General features: G+C 27.1%; 20 protein-coding genes and 1 tRNA gene. 2 read left to right on the top strand and 19 right to left on the bottom strand.

Features of this window, described 5'->3' with window-relative positions; genetic code table 4:
• Positions 1–28: 28 nt before the first annotated feature.
• The 8 genes from AAHM92_RS02105 to rdgB all read right to left on the bottom strand — a co-directional run bounded on the left by AAHM92_RS02105 (position 29) and on the right by rdgB (position 8,520).
• Positions 29–439 (bottom strand): hypothetical protein, encoded by a 411-nt coding sequence (locus tag AAHM92_RS02105; RefSeq protein ID WP_500222951.1) that lies wholly within the window; start codon positions 437–439, stop codon positions 29–31.
• Between the two features lie 74 nt (positions 440–513).
• Positions 514–2,052, bottom strand: a complete 1,539-nt coding sequence (gene fib, locus AAHM92_RS02100) for a cytoskeletal motor fibril protein Fib (protein WP_500222949.1) — start codon at positions 2,050–2,052, stop codon at positions 514–516.
• 176 nt (positions 2,053–2,228) lie between these two features.
• Positions 2,229–2,591, bottom strand: a complete 363-nt coding sequence (locus tag AAHM92_RS02095; protein ID WP_500222947.1) for a hypothetical protein — start codon at positions 2,589–2,591, stop codon at positions 2,229–2,231.
• 20 nt (positions 2,592–2,611) lie between these two features.
• Positions 2,612–4,279: a vWA domain-containing protein gene (locus tag AAHM92_RS02090; protein ID WP_500222945.1), complete on the bottom strand. Its 1,668-nt coding sequence runs from the start codon at positions 4,277–4,279 to the stop codon at positions 2,612–2,614.
• 21 nt (positions 4,280–4,300) lie between these two features.
• The gene (locus tag AAHM92_RS02085) at positions 4,301–5,806 is read right to left on the bottom strand and encodes an AAA family ATPase (protein WP_500222943.1); all 1,506 of its coding nucleotides are present in this window, start codon (positions 5,804–5,806) and stop codon (positions 4,301–4,303) included.
• A 71-nt stretch (positions 5,807–5,877) separates the two neighbouring features.
• Positions 5,878–7,242, bottom strand: a complete 1,365-nt coding sequence (locus tag AAHM92_RS02080; protein WP_500222941.1) for a DEAD/DEAH box helicase — start codon at positions 7,240–7,242, stop codon at positions 5,878–5,880.
• A 36-nt stretch (positions 7,243–7,278) separates the two neighbouring features.
• Positions 7,279–7,794, bottom strand: coding sequence for a tRNA (cytidine(34)-2'-O)-methyltransferase (locus AAHM92_RS02075; protein WP_023789188.1), 516 nt, complete (start codon positions 7,792–7,794; stop codon positions 7,279–7,281).
• 117 nt (positions 7,795–7,911) lie between these two features.
• Positions 7,912–8,520 (bottom strand): RdgB/HAM1 family non-canonical purine NTP pyrophosphatase, encoded by a 609-nt coding sequence (gene rdgB, locus AAHM92_RS02070; RefSeq protein WP_500222939.1) that lies wholly within the window; start codon positions 8,518–8,520, stop codon positions 7,912–7,914.
• 53 nt (positions 8,521–8,573) lie between these two features.
• On the opposite strand from rdgB, the gene AAHM92_RS02065 reads away from it, so the two are divergent.
• The gene (locus AAHM92_RS02065; RefSeq protein ID WP_500222937.1) at positions 8,574–9,374 is read left to right on the top strand and encodes a phosphotransferase; all 801 of its coding nucleotides are present in this window, start codon (positions 8,574–8,576) and stop codon (positions 9,372–9,374) included.
• A gap of 3 nt (positions 9,375–9,377) precedes the next feature.
• On the opposite strand, the gene AAHM92_RS02060 is transcribed toward AAHM92_RS02065, so the two are convergent.
• The 9 genes from AAHM92_RS02060 to truB form a co-directional block, all read right to left on the bottom strand.
• A complete protein-coding gene (locus AAHM92_RS02060) occupies positions 9,378–10,106 on the bottom strand; it encodes a DxFTY motif-containing membrane protein (RefSeq protein ID WP_500222935.1) in 729 nt (242 codons plus the stop codon).
• A gap of 57 nt (positions 10,107–10,163) precedes the next feature.
• Positions 10,164–10,237: transfer RNA gene (locus AAHM92_RS02055), tRNA-Gly, on the bottom strand.
• A 140-nt stretch (positions 10,238–10,377) separates the two neighbouring features.
• Complete coding sequence (locus AAHM92_RS02050) at positions 10,378–11,157, bottom strand: MurR/RpiR family transcriptional regulator (protein WP_500222933.1); 780 nt, start codon at positions 11,155–11,157, stop codon at positions 10,378–10,380.
• A gap of 21 nt (positions 11,158–11,178) precedes the next feature.
• On the bottom strand, positions 11,179–12,108 hold the full coding sequence (gene miaA, locus AAHM92_RS02045) for a tRNA (adenosine(37)-N6)-dimethylallyltransferase MiaA (RefSeq protein ID WP_500222931.1): 930 nt from the start codon (positions 12,106–12,108) through the stop codon (positions 11,179–11,181).
• 224 nt (positions 12,109–12,332) lie between these two features.
• Positions 12,333–12,893: a hypothetical protein gene (locus AAHM92_RS02040; protein ID WP_500222929.1), complete on the bottom strand. Its 561-nt coding sequence runs from the start codon at positions 12,891–12,893 to the stop codon at positions 12,333–12,335.
• A gap of 147 nt (positions 12,894–13,040) precedes the next feature.
• Positions 13,041–14,258: an FGGY family carbohydrate kinase gene (locus AAHM92_RS02035; RefSeq protein WP_500222927.1), complete on the bottom strand. Its 1,218-nt coding sequence runs from the start codon at positions 14,256–14,258 to the stop codon at positions 13,041–13,043.
• A 63-nt stretch (positions 14,259–14,321) separates the two neighbouring features.
• Complete coding sequence (gene rpsO, locus AAHM92_RS02030; protein ID WP_023789180.1) at positions 14,322–14,588, bottom strand: 30S ribosomal protein S15; 267 nt, start codon at positions 14,586–14,588, stop codon at positions 14,322–14,324.
• A 109-nt stretch (positions 14,589–14,697) separates the two neighbouring features.
• A complete protein-coding gene (locus AAHM92_RS02025) occupies positions 14,698–15,450 on the bottom strand; it encodes a nucleotidyl transferase family protein (RefSeq protein ID WP_500222925.1) in 753 nt (250 codons plus the stop codon).
• Positions 15,437–16,363, bottom strand: a complete 927-nt coding sequence (truB, locus tag AAHM92_RS02020; RefSeq protein WP_500222924.1) for a tRNA pseudouridine(55) synthase TruB — start codon at positions 16,361–16,363, stop codon at positions 15,437–15,439. The genes AAHM92_RS02025 and truB overlap by 14 nt, the downstream gene beginning before the upstream one ends.
• A 57-nt stretch (positions 16,364–16,420) precedes the next feature.
• Here truB and AAHM92_RS02015 point away from each other — a divergent pair, with 57 nt between their 5' ends.
• Complete coding sequence (locus AAHM92_RS02015; RefSeq protein ID WP_144083784.1) at positions 16,421–17,005, top strand: hypothetical protein; 585 nt, start codon at positions 16,421–16,423, stop codon at positions 17,003–17,005.
• 29 nt (positions 17,006–17,034) lie between these two features.
• Here AAHM92_RS02015 and AAHM92_RS02010 read toward each other — a convergent pair whose 3' ends face one another.
• Both AAHM92_RS02010 and AAHM92_RS02005 read right to left on the bottom strand, forming a co-directional pair.
• The gene (locus AAHM92_RS02010; RefSeq protein WP_500222922.1) at positions 17,035–18,369 is read right to left on the bottom strand and encodes a hypothetical protein; all 1,335 of its coding nucleotides are present in this window, start codon (positions 18,367–18,369) and stop codon (positions 17,035–17,037) included.
• Entirely contained in the window at positions 18,362–19,558 is a 1,197-nt protein-coding gene (locus AAHM92_RS02005; protein ID WP_500222920.1) for a hypothetical protein, read from the bottom strand. Before AAHM92_RS02005 ends, AAHM92_RS02010 begins: the two co-directional genes overlap by 8 nt.
• Positions 19,559–19,562 lie beyond the last annotated feature (4 nt).

Raw genomic sequence — 19,562 nt, 5'->3', positions numbered from 1 at the left:
TATAAATATTTATGTTTTAATATTTTTTTTATTTATTATAGTCATCTTTATTTTTTTTAACATCATTTATTAAACTTGACAAATTATTTGAGTTTCTTTTTTGTTTTTGTCGATTTAATATCAATTCTCTTAATACATCCGAATCATAAGCAGATTTACCTTTTTGGCTTGCACGCATTATAATTTCCCTTTCATCACTAGACTCTGGCGTATATTTTATTTCTTTTTTGATATTAGTATTTTTATTTTTCGCGTCAAAAATAATCTTTTGAATTCCCGATAAGTTATCATAAGAATTTTTATTAGGTTGTGGTGTTTTTTTAGAATTAGTTTCAATACTGAAACTTAAATTTTCTAACTCCATTGTTGATAATTCTAATAACTCTTCAAAAGCGAGTTCAACCGTTTTATCATTATCAATTAAAGTTTTTTTACTCATTATTGTGGCCACCTTTAATATAAAAATAACATAAACAAATAAAAAAAATCACATAAAGTGATTTTATTTTGTAATTATCCTTTTGTTTTCAAACGAATTGTAACTTTGAAAGAACCAACTTTCAATGGGTCATAATCATTTCTTGTAATATCAACAACAGTGAAATCTTTTTGATCTTTTGCTGAGAATCCACCAAAAACAACTGGTTGGTTGGCTTTTGATTTAGTTTCGATAAATACAGGAATTTTGATTGCTCCCATTGCAGGAACTTTAATGTATACAACTATTTTTTCAAATGGTGAGTCAACATCTGCTAATTGTTCATTTAAGTGTTTAATGAACTCGTTAGCAACAAGACTAGAACCTTTTTTTCTACCTTCTACAAACTCGTGAGTTTGGTTGTGAGTAATGTAGAAAGAGATAGCAGCATCAACAGTTACTAACAAGTGTTTTTTGTTAACTGTTGCACCATCATAAGTATATGAAGATTTATCTTGAGAACGTTCTGCAATTGCTTTAGCAATAGCTTTTGAAACTTCTTCGATTGAGTTTATTTTACTTTTCTTAACATCATATTTAGCTGATTTATTTCATAATAATTCATCATCATTAACATGCATATTTTGTAAGAACATTAATTTACGTAATCATTTTTTAGGAGCATTTTTTCACTCATCTTCTCCTAAAATAACTTTTGATGGACCTTCATCCTCAATTTTTGATTTCATAACTTCAACAATGTCAAGTGCTTCTGGTTTAAGACTTTTTTTGTCAACCAACATAACTGATGGTCCCATACCTGAAATGATTGAAGCTACATCACCCTTAAAGCGTTTAACTCATGAATCGTGTTCTAATTCAAATAACTCGTTAATTACTTCTAATTCATCGATTGAGTTTTTTGTGAAGTCTAACACATATCTTGATGATAATAAGTTGAATAATCTTGCTAATAAGTATTTTAATGTATTTGCAGTTTCATAGATTTTAAATTTGTGTAGTGGATCGTTATCTCATGGAGATAAAGCATTGTTGTACATAATTTTCATTGCAACAAAGTTTACACTAGATTTTTTAGCAACTTGAGCTAATGCTCCAGCTTCTGTATCTATAACATCAATAGTTTGACCATATTTGTCAACCATTTCTTTAAATTGTTTTGAGTTGTAGATTAACATATCTGATGTTCCTACAATCCCATCTGAAACTCCAAGTTTGAAGTTTTTTACTTCATTTACAAATTCAGTGTTGAAAGTAAATGCTTCTGGTTCATGAACAATTTGTCCATATTTAATATCTTTGAAAACAGTCAAGTCTGCATCTCTATAAATAAATTTAGTTGCCATAACTGTATCTGTTGTATCAAATTTGTCGTTTGTTGATAATGCCAAGTCTACGTTTAGTACTGTTTCTAAACCTGGGTATTCTTCCATTAAGTATGTAATTGCCATAGCAGCATTTGCTTTACCATATCCGATAGTAGCTATAACAAAAAATTTTCCTCTATATTTAACATGTTGAATAACCATATTTCTTCATCAGTATTTTTTTACCGTTCTAATTCCAGGACGATCTTTAACTGTAAAGTAGGCTGTCGAAATAATTCCGATCATCTTGTGTCACCTCATAATTTCCGTTTTTTACCTCTATAGTATGTTTAACATATATAAAGATTATTATTATTATACTAAAAAATCGATAAAAGGGGTTGATTTTTTTCAACAAATAATTATTTGCGGAAAATAAATACAAACTTCTAAACGATTATTATTTACTTTAAAAATATTAATTACTCGGTTTTCAAAATATCTAAAGTCATAACAAACGACTCAATTGTTTCAGCAGAAAATAATTTGCCATTGTAGTTATTTTTTTCTGCGTCAACTCCGTGAAACATAATTGAGACATCTCGATTATCAATCAATCCTTGAACCCCTGATACTGTCACTAACTTTTCTACAAGACTTTTACCAAAAAAAAGTGGTTCTGTTTGAGTTAGAATACCAAACTCCATTCTTTTAAAAAAACCAAAGCCAGTTATTTTTGCATCGATTATCATATATTCACGAACGACATTATTTAGCATTGAAAACAAATCTTCATTTTTTTCAAAATAAAGAATTATCAAGTTTCCTTTTTCTCTAATTTCCATATATATCCCCTCAAAGAAACTTAACCAAATAGTTCTTTATTTCTTTTCTCTAACTCTTGAGCTTTTTGTTTTGCTTTTTCTAATTTTTTAAATTTTGGTGAAGTCTTATGAACTTCTCGCATTCTTTTTTTATCTCTAATAGCATTCATTTCAGCTAATTGCTCATCACGATAAGCAACTTCTTCTTCTTTAAGTTCTCTTAGGTCTCTTAAAGTTTCATTTAATGATTTTACAATTTGTTGAGTTGCATAAGGGTCGTTAGGATCATAGTACATAACATTATCAAAAACTTCTTGTGTTTCAACATTTGGCATTGTACCAACCACTAAGGAATGAAATCTATTATAGTTTTCTTTTAAATTAGCAATTTGTAGTCTAGTTTTATTTGGAACAGAATCCATCATGAAATCTGAAACCATTAGAAGATCAGCTCTTTTAAATTCTTCGGTTGTCATTTTTTGTATTGCTTTTTGAAAAGCAGGAACAGAGTTTGTTCTACCATAAAATGAATTTGCAAGAAACTCTAACATTTTTTTAATATTTACATTTCTTGCTTTGACAACGAATTCTTCAACATGTTGATTTGCAAAGTTTAAAAAAATTAAATCCCTGTTTTCTTTTAAAGCTACTTTTGCAACCGCCATTGATAATGCTTTGGCGATATATTCACCAGCACCTTCCATCGAACTAGAAGTATCTATACAAATTATAAACTTTCCTTGTTCTAATGGAATTGGAGCTTCGTATTCAACCTCTTCAATCTCATGCTCAATAATTCTTTCATTTGACTCAAACAAAAATGATTGTAATTGTGATTCAACAAACTTTTTAAAAAATATAATTTCTAAATCTTCATCAAAAAGATTTGCAAGCTCCATTGGTAATAATCTTTCAATATCTTTTGACATTGTTATACCAACTAACTCTTCTGGGTTATAAGGTAATTTAACTTCTGTAGGGTAAGTTGTTATTTGTTCAGTAATGTTTACTTCCATTTTGTCATCTTCACCATTAAGCCTACCAAGCATTTCGGCAATTTTTAGAATTGATGGATCTTTAAAAAGGAACTCAGTGAATCTAGAGATTGATTCTATATTTTGATTTTTTAATTCATCTTCGATATTTGCAACCTTACCAAAAACGTCATACATAGTTTTATAAATACGGGCATACTTTCCGTAGTTTTTTATTATAGAATAAATTTCAACTAAATAGTTATAGCGCAAATCTTCGACAGTCTTCATACGAAAATCTATTATTCTTTTAGTTAACATAAATGTTCAAGTACTAAAAAATTCAGTTAACCATTCGCGTCCTCTTAGTTCAACATAGCCATTATCAATTTTTCATTTCATTGTATCAATATATGTTGAAAATGGAGAGTCAAACTCCATCAACTTTGTTTGTATTACATTGATATTCTTAGCAAAACTTACTTCATCATATTTATCGGAAATAAAGTTGTAATAGACAATTTCTTTTCTAATTGGTTCAGGTAATTTTATTTGATTGATAGTCGACATTTTAGAGGCGCTATAAAAATTATTAATTTTATCATCTAATTGCTCTGCGGCATGTTCATGGTTTTTTTTGAATAACAAAAATTCGCTGTTGTGAAGATCTTTCTTTCTTAACTTTTCAAGCTCTTTGTTTATTTCACTTTTAGGTTTTTCTATATCAAATTCCATAATGCCACCCTCTTTTAACGATTAATATTGTTCAATTTCGATGTCTGATTTTTCTTCGTTAGAAGTTTTCTTATTAAAAGTATCAAATGCTTCAGATATTTTTTCGTTATAAATATCTTCAAAGAAAATACAATTCATACCTGTATATTTTTTATATTCTTTGTACATTTTCTTTGAAACTTCTAAGACTTTTTTTTCAACTTCTTGAACTTCTTGACTTAAAGTTATCATTTGATTATTAAATTCTCCAGGATTATCATTCTGAACTTGATACTTTTTGTTTTCATTAACAAAAAGTATTTGATCAGATTTGTAAGATTTAACTAATGTAACTTGGCTACCAACATATTTATTTATGTTTGGTCCAAAGTGTAGTTCCACTTCGAAAGATTCACTAGTTAATTTACTTATTTTATTTCAGTCAGCAGCGGAAATAAAACAATATCTGTAGTTGTCACCACCGTCTGTAAAGTTAATTAAGTAATAGGTACCAATAAGTTTTCCTCTAAAGGGAGAGTCGTATGGAGTTAATCTTAAATATTGTGCTTCTACTTGACCAATTTGAGAGTTAATTGTATCAAGTTGATTTAATAAGTTTCTTTTTTCATTTCTTCAATCTAAACCAAACTGATCCAAAAATGCTTGGAAAAAGATTTCTTTATAGGTTTTTTCTTGTTCTTCATTATCTCATATACAAAAAGGAATAACGAATAAGTCTGGGATGTCAGTTTCCCCTCTTCCATTAAAAAATGCACTTGTTTTCATCAAACCAGCTATTTTCTTTCATCTACGGTCTGATATATAAGCTTCTCCATTTGTGTCTTTTTGCATTTTTTTTCTGAAATAGTGTATAAAGTCTAAAGTTTTTCTACTCATATTGACTTGTCTAGATTGTTTTTTTCAAGCCTCTAATTCAACAATTGAGATTTGTAGACTTGGATCAACATCAACATCTAATGCAGAATCTGAATTTAATAGATCATCAAAGTTATTTTCACTTTTTAAACCCTCTGCAATGTATCTAATAATGAATCTATCGAAAAGGGCTTCTAATCCTTCACCCTCTGCTGGTAGTTCGTTTGATGCTGAAATTAATAATTTCAAAGGTACCTTAATATCATTTGGTCCATTTCTAAAAAGTTTCTCATTAATAATTGTAAGAAGTGTATTTTGAATACTTGGTCCAGCTTTTCAAATTTCGTCTAAAAATCCAACATTAGCTGATGGTAAGAAACCATCAATAACTCTAACATATTTTCCTTCTTTAAGTAACTTAAGATCAATAGGACCATATATTTCTTCTGGAGTTGAGAATTTACTCATCAAATACTCAAAATTTTTCCCGTTTTTAATTGCGAATTTCATTCTACGAGATATAAGCGACTTTGCTATACCTGGCTTACCTAGTAAAAAAATAGACTCTTCACCCAAGAGTGCTAACATTGCTAATTTGAAAATTGTTTCTTTTTCATAAACTTGATAAGAAAGTACCTCGATCAGCTTTTTAATTCTTTCTGTTATATCCATAATTGCTCCCCTTTAAATATTATGATTATAGAACATATAAGTTCATTTTTAAACTTTAATATTGTAATTTTTTAATTGTCAAACAAATCTTCACGTCTTTTTTTGTATTTTGCTTTTTTAATTTTAGCAATTGATTCTTTAATATGTTTTCTTCGGATGTCTTTCTTAATTTTATCGATTTCTGCCTTACGTTTCTTTTTGTATCCAGGTTTAATTGATTTAGCTTTATATTTGCTGATTATTTTTTGTTCTTCGATGTTAGCTGGATTATTTTTATTTATAACTTTCTTTTTACTTTTTTGAGTTATTTCAACTAAATCGTTTTGTACAAGTTTTTTATTTGTAAAAGTGAACCCCATTGATTTCAAAGTATCGATTTGGTGTTGGTTATTTGAATTAAATAAAATGTAACTTTGACCAGTATAGTTATTTCTACCTGTTCTTCCACTCCTGTGAACATAATATTCCAATTCTTTTGGTAAATCTATCGAAATTATATGACTAACACCATCAATATCCATACCACGGGATGCAACATCGCTTGCAACTATTCATTTAAACTCCATATTTTGGATTCTCTTTTGCATATTTGTTCTTACACGAGCATCTAAATCTCCGTGTAATTCACCAACATTTTTTATACCAAACTCATTTAGTCATGAAATTATTTCTTTTATTTGATCTTTTTTATTTACAAAAATCATTGCAATATATGGATTGATTGAATCTACGATTATTTTAAGTACATCTTTATTTTCTTTGTTTTTTGTTCATACTAGAACGTGTTCAATATTTTTATTACTTGGTTTTTTTTCAGTACTCTCTATAAAAATAGCTTTAGAAAGATATTTTGATAGAAATGGTTTCAAACCATTACTAATAGTTGCTGAAAATAAACTTATTGAAACATTCTCATTCATTTTAGATAATATGAAGTCCAACTCATCAATGAAACCTAGGTCAAATATCATATCACACTCGTCGATAACGACATTTTTAGCTGTTGTAATTTGCAAAGCATTTTGCTCATACAAGTTTTTTAACCTAGTTGGTGTCCCAACCACTATTAATGGTTGTTTATTTTTTAAAGATATAGTTTGTTTCTCGAAGTCATCTCCTCCAACAAACAAGGCAACTGAGCTTTCAGAGTTAAATTCTAATAACTCTTTAACATTTTTATAAATTTGTCTTGCAAGTTCTCTAGTTGGCGTAACTATTACAAACTGTGTTTTTTTACTTGCATAATCAATGTTGTTCAAAATAGGTAGTAAAAATGAATGTGTCTTTCCAGTCCCTGTATGTGATTGAGCAATCACTGATTTATGTTTTTTAAGTAAAGGTATTACCTTTTCTTGTATTTTTGTAGGACTAACAAATCCTATTTTTTCTAATGCATCATTTAAGAATTTTTTAAATCCAAAATCTGAAAATTTCATTTTTTACCTCGCTTTTTGATTATACCTTTTTATAATTTATCTTTCTAAATAATCCTCGCCCTTTTCAACTTCTACTAGGCTAAGACCTTCATAATCTCATTGTCTTAATACTTCATAAGATGCTATCCCTACACTATTTGCAATATTCAAACTTCTACCAGTTGATAACATAGGGATTCTAAAACATCTTTCAAGATTCTCTTTTAGAATATTTGTTGGAATTCCAGTAGATTCTCTACCAAAAACTAAAAATATGCTTTCAGATATTACCTTGAAATCAAAAGAAGATGGCGGTTTTTTTCCATATCTAGTCATAAAAAATAATTCTTTTGGTTGATTTATGTTGATGAACTCATCTCAATCTTCATATCTAGCAAACTCGCACCCTTCAAAATTATTTGCACTACTTCTAAGAAAATTTCTTTTATCAAATACGAAACCAAAAGGTTCGATTAAGTGTAATTTAGCCCCAATTAATGCACATGTTCTCATAATTGCCCCAACATTTGCAGCTATTTCTGGTTCATATAAAACAACATTTAATTTACGCATAATTCCTCCAAAACAAAAGAGAGCTAGAAACTCTCTACGATTATCATTATAAAATATCTTAATAACTTTTCGAATTACTTATTAATATTTTAACAAGTTTCAAGGTTTTTCTACATATTAATTTTCTTTGTTATATTCTTTTAAAAAATTTTTCATCAGTTCGATTGCTTGTCGTCTGTGTGATATAGAGTTTTTTTCTTCAAATGTCATTTCCGCAAAAGTCTTAGTATAACCATTAGGAATAAATATCTTATCATATGCAAAACCATTTTCGCCTTTTTGCTCGAATGATATAATGCCATCAACTCTACCAACAAATGTTTTATGAATATTGTTTTTTTCATCTAAAAATGTGATGCATGAAATAAAGTGAGCTTTTCTGTCATTTGGTGCCAATAAATTTGCTTCTTCTAATTTAGATAATAACTTATCGTTTATCTTGGACCAATCAGTCAATGGTTTAGCTCACCTTGCAGAATAAACCCCTGGAAAATTATCAAGATTATCAATGCAAATTCCAGAATCGTCTGCTATAACTTTTTCATTAACAATTTTAGCTAAGTACTTTGCTTTTGCTAATGAGTTGCCTTCAAAAGTGTTTTCATTCTCAGGAATATCAATATTATTATCCAAGTCTTTTAAAGTCTTAATTTCATAATCAGTTAGTATAGTTTTAAAGTCTTTTATTTTTCCTTCATTATTAGTTGCCATTCATATTTTTTTCATATTTCCCTCTTTTTTTAGATTATATAGAATAACATTAACTTGAGGTGGCAAAAATGAAAAAAACTTACAAGGGGTTAACAAATGATATAACTGTTGAAAAAGGCTACATAGTTAAAAAATCGAAACCAATAACCATAGAGTATCTAGATAAGAAAAATGAAAAAAACGTATTATTAGAGTTTATCGATGCTGATCAAAAAATTATGTTAAAACCTGCAGCTTTTTCATTTGAAAATGGAGAACTAACCTCAAAATTTCAAATTTTAACAAATCACTTTGCAATAGAGGAACTTGGACTTCAAGAAAATCATCTCAAAATGGTTGCATCAGCTATTAAGGAAATGCATGAAGTTGATGTCAATAAAAAAAATATAAAAAACTTTGATTATGAGTTTTTTTTAGATTTTTTTTATAATGGTATCAAAACAATGTTTTATAACTTAACTCAAGAATATGAATTAATTAAGCAAAATTTGAAAATCATCGATAACTTGGAACAAGTTATTAGTCATAATGATTTGGTTCCAGGAAATATCTTAATTAATGACCAAGAGTTAATATTGATAGATTACGACTTCGTTATGTTAAATAATAAGTTCTTTGATATAGCAAGTTTCATTACAGAAACTTGTTCTAGTAACGATGACTTTGTTAATATTTTTATTGAAGAATGTTTAAATGAGGGGATTTTAAAGAAAAATGAAATGCATATTTTAAACTTTGTTATCAAATATCAAGATTTATTGTGGACTTTATGAGCTAATTATATGTATGAAAAAACTAAGGAAAAAATATATTACAAAATTGCAAAAATAAAATACAAAGTACTTAAAGAAAGAAAAGATATAAAATAGTAACTATTTAAAGTTACTATTTTTTTTATTTCTTTTTTTATTTTCTTTTTCATCAAGTTTATCATTTATATTTTTGATTCTTTGATTTTTTTTGTTCTCACGTTCTTCTAGTTGTTTGTTGATTTTATAATCTAGTTCCTGTTTAAACTTTTGTAAATCTTCTTGTCTCTTATTTTTTTTGAAGATGTAAGTTTCGTACCTTCTTAATTTTATCTCTTTATTAGTTGGTATTTTGTCACCATTTTTTCATGCTTTGTACATGATCTCTAAATTTTCTTTTCGTCGAAGTTCATAATTTTTAAAAACTAATGTAGTAAAAACAGAAATACTCATGCTTAATATAATTGCCACTACCACTATTATGAATTTGACTAGAATTCAAACATTTTTATTAGGTAACTTATATCCAATCAAAATAACAGTTATTATTGCTACGGTAATTGTGATCGAGAATGTAAAGTTATCAGCTTTATGAAATTTACAAAAATAAAAGATTGTTGTAGATAAAAAAGTATAAAGAAAATAAACAAAACAAATAAGTGCAACAAAACCGATTACTGGTTGTGGTAAATTTTGGTTCATTGTTACACCAAAATCAAACCCTACAAGAATTCAAATTGTGATTCCAGGGATCAGTGATTCGATAGATACGAATAAAATACTTAATAAAAAGTTAGTTCTATCATTATTAAACTCTCTTATAAAATTTATTTGCTTTTTATTTTCTTTCATAACTTACCTTTCCAATTAATAAATAAAAAAACCTCATATTGAGGTTAACTTTCATAATGGAGCGGGTGAAGGGAATCGAACCCTCACAGTCAGCTTGGAAGGCTGAAGTTCTACCATTAAACTACACCCGCGAATCAAACACAAGTAGATAATATATCATTAATACATTTGTGTCAATAAATTTTAAAACTTTTTTGATATTTTTTTTATGTTAGCAACCTACAAACAATAATACACCAAATAAAATAAATAATTGTAAATAAAATAATAATTATTTTATTTTAGCATTTAAAAAAACTTTTTCTGAGATTAGAAAAAACAATATCATCATTGCAATTGAACGGTATCGATAATCATTTGTGCTTATAGGATAATTAACCATAAGTTTTTCTCATCTACTATCGTCTGGAATTTCTGTTATGTGGTTTTGTGTTGTGATAATAAATACATGAGCAGTCAAAATTTTTAAGAAGTCAAGCATTCTAGAAAGTGTATCAGTATCTCTCCCTGTGAAAAGAATTAAAACAACTTCATTTTTAAAATCAATATGTCTTACAATTTCAAGATTGATAGAACTATCCATTATATGAACTTCAATGCCTTGATTTCTTAAAATTGTTTGAAGATAAACTGCTGATTGCATTGATTGAAACGAAGGTGCAATTCACAATTTTCTTCTTTTATTAATAATTTTTGAGAAATTTAAAATGAAATCAGAAGACTCATAAACTCAGGTCTTAATAGCCTCAAAGTTGGTCAAATCAAGATTCTCATAATCTATTTTTTTTGGTGCATCATGACGATTACCACCAAGAGTGTTTTCGTATTCTATTTTCAAACGGATTGTTAATTCTTTGTAACCTTCACACAAGGTTGCTTTAGAAAATTGAGTAATTGTTGCCAATGAAACAAAACAAGTTTCAGCAAGTTCATTTTGTGATTTAAATATCCCTTGCTGGAAATCAAGTAATAACTGTTTAGCTATAATTTTAAAAGTGGTATTTCTGTTATCTTTGATTAGGTTTTCTACACGTTCATACATTGAAATCATAATATCGCCTCATTTTTTTTATTATAAATTATTTAACTTCAAATGTATATAATTTGATACATTTTCAGTCATTACTTGAAAGTTTTGATAATCATGATTAAATCATTTTACGTCCTCAAATTGATTTTTAAACCATGTTAATTGTCTTCTTGCATATCTTCTATTATTTCTTTGCATCAATTCAATACATCTTTCATAATTGATTTCATTTTTTAGATAAGATAGAATTTCTGGTCCACCAATACACTTCAAAGCTTGCGAAGTCTCATTGTAATTATTATCTGATCATGCTTTTTTTATTTCTTCGAATAAACCTTTTTCGACTAATTTTAAAACCCTATCTTCAATTTTTTTATGTAAAAGTTTCCTATCTGGTTCAATACCAATAATAATTACTTCGTCATAAAACATATGTTTATTATTTTTTATTATCGTTGATTTTACTTGTCCATTTATTTCGAAAATTTCAAGCGCTCTTAAAACTCTGTATCTATTGTTTGGATGTATTGAAAGAGCTGCTTCTTTATCAACTTTTTCCAATACATTTCATAATTCTTGATTATCCAAATTACTATATTTATTTTCAAAATCAGGAATATGTTCTTTACTATTAAAATTATAGTTCATTATAAGTGCATTAATGAAAAGTCCAGTGCCACCAACAATAATCGGTAGTTTTCCTCGTTCTAATACCTCATTTATTATCTTTCGACCATCTCTTTGGTAATCAGCAACGCTATAACTTTCATTAACTTTTTTTATTGAGAATAAATGATGTGGAATGCCTTGCATTTCACTTTCTGATATTTTATTAGTTGCAATATCTGTACCTTGAAAAATTTGGGTAGAATCTGCATTGATACATTCTCCATTAAATTTTTGTGCTAGTATGACTGACAAATCAGTTTTACCTGATGCGGTTGGACCAACAATAACGACTATTTTTGACAAGTTAACCTCCTTTTTTTGTTTTTTTAACAACTATTAAATTTTAATTTTCATTAAAAAAACAAAAAAAATATTTCCACCCGCTATGAAATGCATGAGATAGGAAATACTAATTTATAGAGCGGTTTTGGACACTCACGCAAACGTAAGAATAACAAATATTCTTGGTGTCCCAAAGGACAAAATAATTATAATATAAAAAATATCCCTCTCGGGGATATCTTTTATTATTTCTTAGATAAAGGAGCTTTTCTAATTTCAATATTTATTTTTTTTGGTTCAACAACTGATGATTGGAACAAAACAGTTTTTCTTGCTTTATCCAATGCATCACCAGGAACTTTTACTTCCTTCATGTAGTTATAAATTTGTTGCATTTCTCTAGCGCCAGTAACTGCAGCAACCCAAGGTTCACCAGCTTTACGCTTAATTTTAGCATTCATTCAGTGCAATGCCACAATGTTGTTTACATCATCGTATTCACCTTCTGGATCAACTAGTGCATGAACTCAACCGAATTCAGATTCTAAACCGTATTCATTGTGTTTAATAATTGCTCCCGCTACATCTTTTCTATATATAGCTGAGTTTGTTGCTGATACTGGGTCTGCTTTTTCTCATATAAATTTTTCTTGACCTTCTGTTAACTTAATTAATTTATTAACAATTTTGTTTGGTTTTGGATCAGTAACTTTTTTTCTTGTTTGGATATGTTGTGATCTTTTTGCATTAGAGGCAGCTCTTTTAACTGCTTTTATTTCTGGTCCTTTATTTGTTGTATTTGCCATAATTTTTAGCACCATCTTTCTAGTCTTAAAACATAATCATTTTAATATTCTTTTTTGGAACACCAAAACATATTACTATTATACACCAAAAAATAGTTTTTTTCTATTTAGCACTCTAATTGTTTTCAGAATTTTTTAAGGAAATTGTTAGTTTTTCTTAAAGTACTCTTTCATACCATTAATTGGATTTGCTTCTTCCACTTCTTTAAAAGTGAAATTATTGTTTGATAAGTTCTTTAATTGATTGTTGATATCTTTGATTTTTAACCCTTTACCACTTATAAATAATTGGCATTTTTTGTTAAGTTTCAGTTCAATATTTGTTCGAAAGTCATTAACTTTGTCTACAATTTGAGAGATTATTGTGAAGATTGTATTTTTTGTAAAATTGTAAGTTAAAACTTTTTGTTGATACAACAAGTAATCATCTTCTTTAAAAAATGATACTTGTCCATCTTCTATTGTTGAGTCTGAGAAATCTAATTCATTTAATTTCTCATAATCTATATCCAATTGAGAAAGAACAAATTTTATGTTATTGATTCCGTTTTTTGAAAAATACCCGTAAATATATTTACCATTTGTAATTGGATAACAGAAATCTAATTTGTCATCTACTTGTATAGCTTTATTCACGATTACTTTCGAACAAATAAAGTCATCAATAGCCGAGGATATATTATTTTCTTTTTTGGTAATTGCAAGATGTTTAGCATATACTTCAGAAATTCCAGTGCCTATCAAAAAGTTATAACCCTTATATTCAAATTTGTAATTTATATCCTTTTTGGAAATACTAGGGTAAATCAGATTTTTCTTATCAACCAATTTCATAATTGTTTCTGAGAAACACCTTTGTTTGTAATCTAAGAATCCACTTGAGGAAGCATCTGTTATTTCTATAATATTTTCTTGAATTAAATTGATTAAAATTCATCCCTTCAGCGTTGTTCATTCGCTAAGATTCTCATAATTTGCATTTTTAATTTTAAATATAGGTAAATATCCACCATTTATCAATCCGTTTATTTTTTTAAGTTTTTTCTTTAGATTTTGTTCGACATTGGATGAAACATTATCAATTGGACAATATCCTTTATCAATTGGTCTCTTATCTTTGTCCAAAAGGATCAAACTATGACCAAATGATGATAAAAAGACTTTCGTATCTCTCGGATTGTTTTTCAACACTTCATCAAATATATCATAGATTTCAGGGATAATATTCTCTACGATTATACGATTGTTATAATCGTATAAAAACTCATAGTTAGGTCTCCTTTTTTTGAAAATCAACTTGCGTTTTTCGTTGTAAACTTCAACATTTAATGCAAGAGCACTGAAATTAACATAAACTTCGTTCATTTTTTTTACCTCGATTTTAAATATTTTATAATAATAAAAGATAAAAAAAACCTTTTTTAAAGGTTATTTTCTTATTTTTAATCTTTCGATTATTGATTTGTATCTTTCAACATCTTTTTTTAATAAGAAGTTTAGTAAGTGTCTTCTTTTAGCAACTTTTTTTAATAAACTTCTTCTTGAAGTTATATCTTTTTTATGAACAGACAAATGTTCAGTAAGGTTTGATATATCTGTTGTAAGCAAAGCAATTTGAACTTCTGCTTTTCCAGTATCTTTTGGATTGCTACCAAATTCGTTTAGAATATCTTCTTTTTGTTTTTTTGAAACCATATTTCTTTCCCCTTTTAAACTTGATTGAAAAAGTTTAAACAAAGCTATAATTTAGGGAAAATCATAGCAATGTAAAAACATCAATACCGAATAATTATAGCAAATTTTTTTATTTTTTATAAAATTTTAATATTTTTATGCAATATTTTTTAGAGTGCATTAGATTATCGATTTTAAAAAAATTATTAATATATTGAACTTTTAACATTTTGTTATCAATTTCAATTTTATAAGTTCCTTCTCTCAATTCTAAATTGCTATCAACTATTGAAAACATATTTTTTTTGTTCGAATTACGAATGATTTCAATTTCTAAATCCCGTTTGATTTGTCTCCGAACTTTCCTTATCAAACCATTTTTTAAATAATATTTGATGTTCGATGTTGAGTACTTTTCACATCGTCTGTATATAATTATATTTTCAGATTTAAAAAAATTTATTAAATCTGAAACATTTCCTGAACTCTTGTGTCCAAAAGTAAAATCACTTCCTACAATTATCTTTTCTACAAGAACCTTATCTTTTAAAAAATTAATAAATTCTTGTTTTGAGGTGGCGATTGTTTTATCGTTTACTTGAATCTCAAGAATAAAATTTGGTTTGTAGGAAGATGAAATTAAATCATATTTTATGTGATTTGATTGAATGATAGTATTTTTATTCCTTAAATAATCTCTTATTTTTTTTGAAAATGTAATTACACCTCAATCAAGATCATATTTTTGGGCTATTTTTTGAGCTCTACTTAAAATTTTTTGATGGTATTTATGTAATCCATCGAAAAAACCGATACAAACTACAGTCCCCTTTTGAAAACTAAAATTTTCTTTTTCTTCAAGGTTGGAGTTAATTAATACCATTAAAATTTGACCTTTCAGCGTCTGTTAAAATTGCCTTATCTTCAACTTCTCATAATCCTCTTTGACATGCATAAAGTTGGTGTGCCACTCATCGATATATTGCTATGACATTTTTTTTGTCATCAATTATAAAAACAATTGGAACGTTTATATTAACTAATGTGATAGCTTTACCTTGTTTTATATCTTCAATTTTATGGTATTCTATCAGAGCTTGTTTATTTTGAATTAATCCATCATAGATAGAGATGATATCGTTCTCAGTCACTTCCTCAATAGCTTTTGCTTCAGTTAAGAAGAACTCACCAGAAGCCAGTCTTTCTAACTCCTTGACTGTACTAATTGTTGATAAGTCTTTTGCAATATCTTTTACCAAACTTCTTATGTAAGTTCCCTTACTACAACTAACACTAAGCTTAATTGTTCCTAGTTTTGAGTTATAATCTAAAAGCTTACAACTATTTATCGTCACGGTTCTAGGTTTTATTTCAACAGATTGATTATTTCTTGCATATTCGTATAACTTCTTACCCTCTACTTTAACAGCAGAATAGATTGGTGGATATTGTTCATACATATATCCATCGTATTTATTGACAACATCAGTAATTTCTTTTTTACTGAACTTTCTTGGTGTTTCTTCTTTCAATACTGCTCCAGTGATGTCGTCAGAATCTGTTTGAATAAATAATTTCATTGTAACATTGTAAATCTTATCTTTACTCAATAAGTAATTTGATATTTTAGTAGCTTGGTTAACAAGTATTACCATTATCCCTGTCGCCAATGGATCTAATGTACCTGCATGACCAATTTTCTTTATTTGGAATTTTCTTTTTAATTTTTGTATTAGATCATTTGAAGTTATACCGCTTGGTTTATTTATTAAATAAATACCTGATTTTTGAGACATAAATACCTCCAAGTTGTCTAATCATATTTAACTTAATTATACCCTCTACTGTCCTATTTGAAAAGGAAAAATGGTCATATTTATGTTATAATATTTACAATTGATAAGCGGCGGGGTGATATTGTGCGTATAAAATCAGATTTTTATCGTGAAATCGAAGCAGAATTTAAAACTATTGCCGAAAAAGAAAATTTAGGTGGAGGAGCAAATCCTGTAAGTAATTTGAGCACTCAAATGTTTTACTTGTCCAAACATCAGTTCAACTCTTTTGATGATTTTGATCAAGCAGTTGTTAGTGAAGTAGCAAATACAATTCAATCACTTGAAGACATAATTGTTAAAAAAGCTTTATCTTACCAACAATTGGCTAAAGAAACCTATAATCAAAACATTGACCCACAAAAATGAGTGGATTATGCTCAAAGTGAAGCATATAAACTTAGTTATGAAATGTATGATGAAAGAGAATTAAAGTATTTAAGACATTTTCATATCATTTGATTAACATGAGTGTTTTGTGATGAAGAATTGAAAAAATTGAGAATAAAAGCTAGTAGAGATCTTTATAGACATATTGGAAAAACAGCTGAAAATGTTCATATCAAGCGAAGAAATGACCTAATGAAGCAAAAAGATAAGTAAAAACAACCTTAAATTAGGTTGTTTTTTTCTTAATTATCATTTTCAATAATCCAATCTTCTGGGTTGATTTTTTCTAGTATTGTAAGAATTGCCTTTATAGTTATGTCGAAATTAGCTTGCGAGTTGAATGGATATTTTTTATCAAAATAAGGTATTAAATAACTTATTTTGTTTTGATAACTTGTTAATCAATTATGAGCAATTATATTAAGATCTTCCATAGCTTCTCTTTGATATTTAGTTCTAATGTCTTTTTTCAAATCATCTGATAACTTAGTATATAAAGAAGCTCCTAATTTTGTGAATCATTTTTTAAACATTGCATAATTAGAAAATCCTGTAATAATTTTTGGGCTTACAAAGTATCTTTTACCATCACTTTTAGCCTTGTCCCAAGAAACTTTTGAATATCCATCGCTATTAGAGTATTTTGATGATATATCATTAAGATCATCATAGTTTTCCAAGTCAAAAATTCTAAAGCCATCAAAATATGTGATTGGTTGTCTAAATGAAGTTTTTGTATTTAGAGAATACCTTGAAACACCTTGAAAGATTTCGTAATCTTCAAACTCTAAACTATTGAAGTAATAAGTATTAGTATCTTGAAACTTTATAAGTATAAAATAGAATAAATTATTAATTTTTATCTCTTTAGCAAATCATTTTTTTAAATTCTTTCTATTCATAAATTGATCAATATTAAAACTAGACCCTTCCCTTGCAGTTTTACTCTCTACATAAGTATTTATTGTTCTACATAAATATTCATAAAATCAAGTGATAATCGCATAATCGATATTATAGGTGTACTTAAATTGTCCACCAAGAATAAAATTTAATAGTTTTTTGAACTTAAACAAGACTCCGTTACTAATATTATTAGCTTTAATAAAATCATTTGTTAATTTTGAACAATAATCTTTTTTTATGTTCCCATTTCGATTTGCATAATCAATATAATTTTTAGAGTCATGATTTCTAATCATCAGAATTATTCTAAAATATATTTTTATATTTTTAAACTGAGTTGAGATAACTATATAGTTATCGTTTCTTTTGATAGAAAACTTATGAGGAAGTTTTTTAAAGAAATCTAATACTTCATCATGAGCTTTTTTCATATCAAAAGAGTTATAAGTTATGTATTTTATCAAAGCAAGATCTAAATCTATTACATCATCATTTAAAATATAAGAGTTATAACGAAAGTCACCTAGCTTTTCAAAGTGATAATCTGAATTATCCGTAGTAGCTTTAATCTCAAAATAACTTTCCTTAATGTAATTGATTAACTCTTTATTTAAGGATAAATTTTTATTTATAGCTATCTTTCATTGGGCACATAGATTTGGTTTAGACATTAAAAATCTCTCCTAAATTTATATCGTATTTATAAAAACTTATAAAAACAAGAAATAAACCAATATTATTATCTGATGGATAAACGTTTTTGGTAACTATACGTATCTCTAAATCATCATATAATTTTTTTCTTTTTTTCATAGTTATATTAGAATTTCCAGTTGTATTTTTTAAATATGGTGTTGTATCATATCAGAATAAAATATCGTTTTTTTCGTTACCATCTTCAAAAAAGGTTTCAGCCATTTTCATATATTTTTCCAAAAAACTTTTTGTACTAGAATAACTATTATTATATACTCATTTTAAATTCTTGAGTTTTACTAAAGAATATAACTTATCAAATGGTTTACTTTTCTTATAATATATATTCTTAGTCTCAAATAACTCATCTAAAATTTTATTTTTAGGAAAAAGTTGATAGAAAGCATATGCTAATCAGTCTTTAAAATAATTATTATTAATCAGATTCCATTGCAAATCTTCCATTATTTTTAGTTTTATAAATCAACGTTGTTTGGCAGTATATTTTTCTCGAAAGTTTAACCTTATATAAAAGAATAATATTTCAAGTTTTCTTAGGGTTAGTTTGTTTAGTATTTTATAAGTTTTAACAAAGTTTAGTGAAAAAGATTTTGAATACTGATTTCTACTACAAATGATTAAAGGATATTCATTGTGAGTAAGAGCACCACGTATAATTATCGAAAAAACTATTTTATTTTCTTTAATAAAATCTATTTTGACTGAATCTGTATGATAAATGAATTCGTTTTTGATGTATTTAGCCGGATATTTTTTAATAAAATAGCCAACATTTATATTATCATTAATGCGATATTTATCTCTTAGTGCCTTAAGTACAATTTCGTTCACTTTACAAATTTCACAATCAAAAAAATGATCTTTTGTTTTTATTTCATTTTCATAGACAAAATAATTTTTCTTGCTTACATATTTTATAGCTAACAAGTCGACTTTGAAAGGATTGTCAAAATTAAAAACATTCTTGATAGCATAACTACCATGTTTTTTTATTCTTACATATTTCTTAAGCTCATTTTGAATGAACCTGATATTTTTATCGATAAACCTTTTTAGTTCATTAGGTAAAGAAACTGTCTTTAACTGTTTGTTTATCAATTTTATATCCGTTGTAACAGAAAGACTTTGTTTTTTCTCAAACATAGTT

This window comes from Spiroplasma endosymbiont of Melanargia galathea, assembly GCF_964031075.1.
Lineage (GTDB): Bacteria > Bacillota_I > Bacilli_A > Mycoplasmatales > Mycoplasmataceae > Spiroplasma_A > Spiroplasma_A apis.
This window is presented reverse-complemented; position numbering and strand designations above follow the sequence as displayed.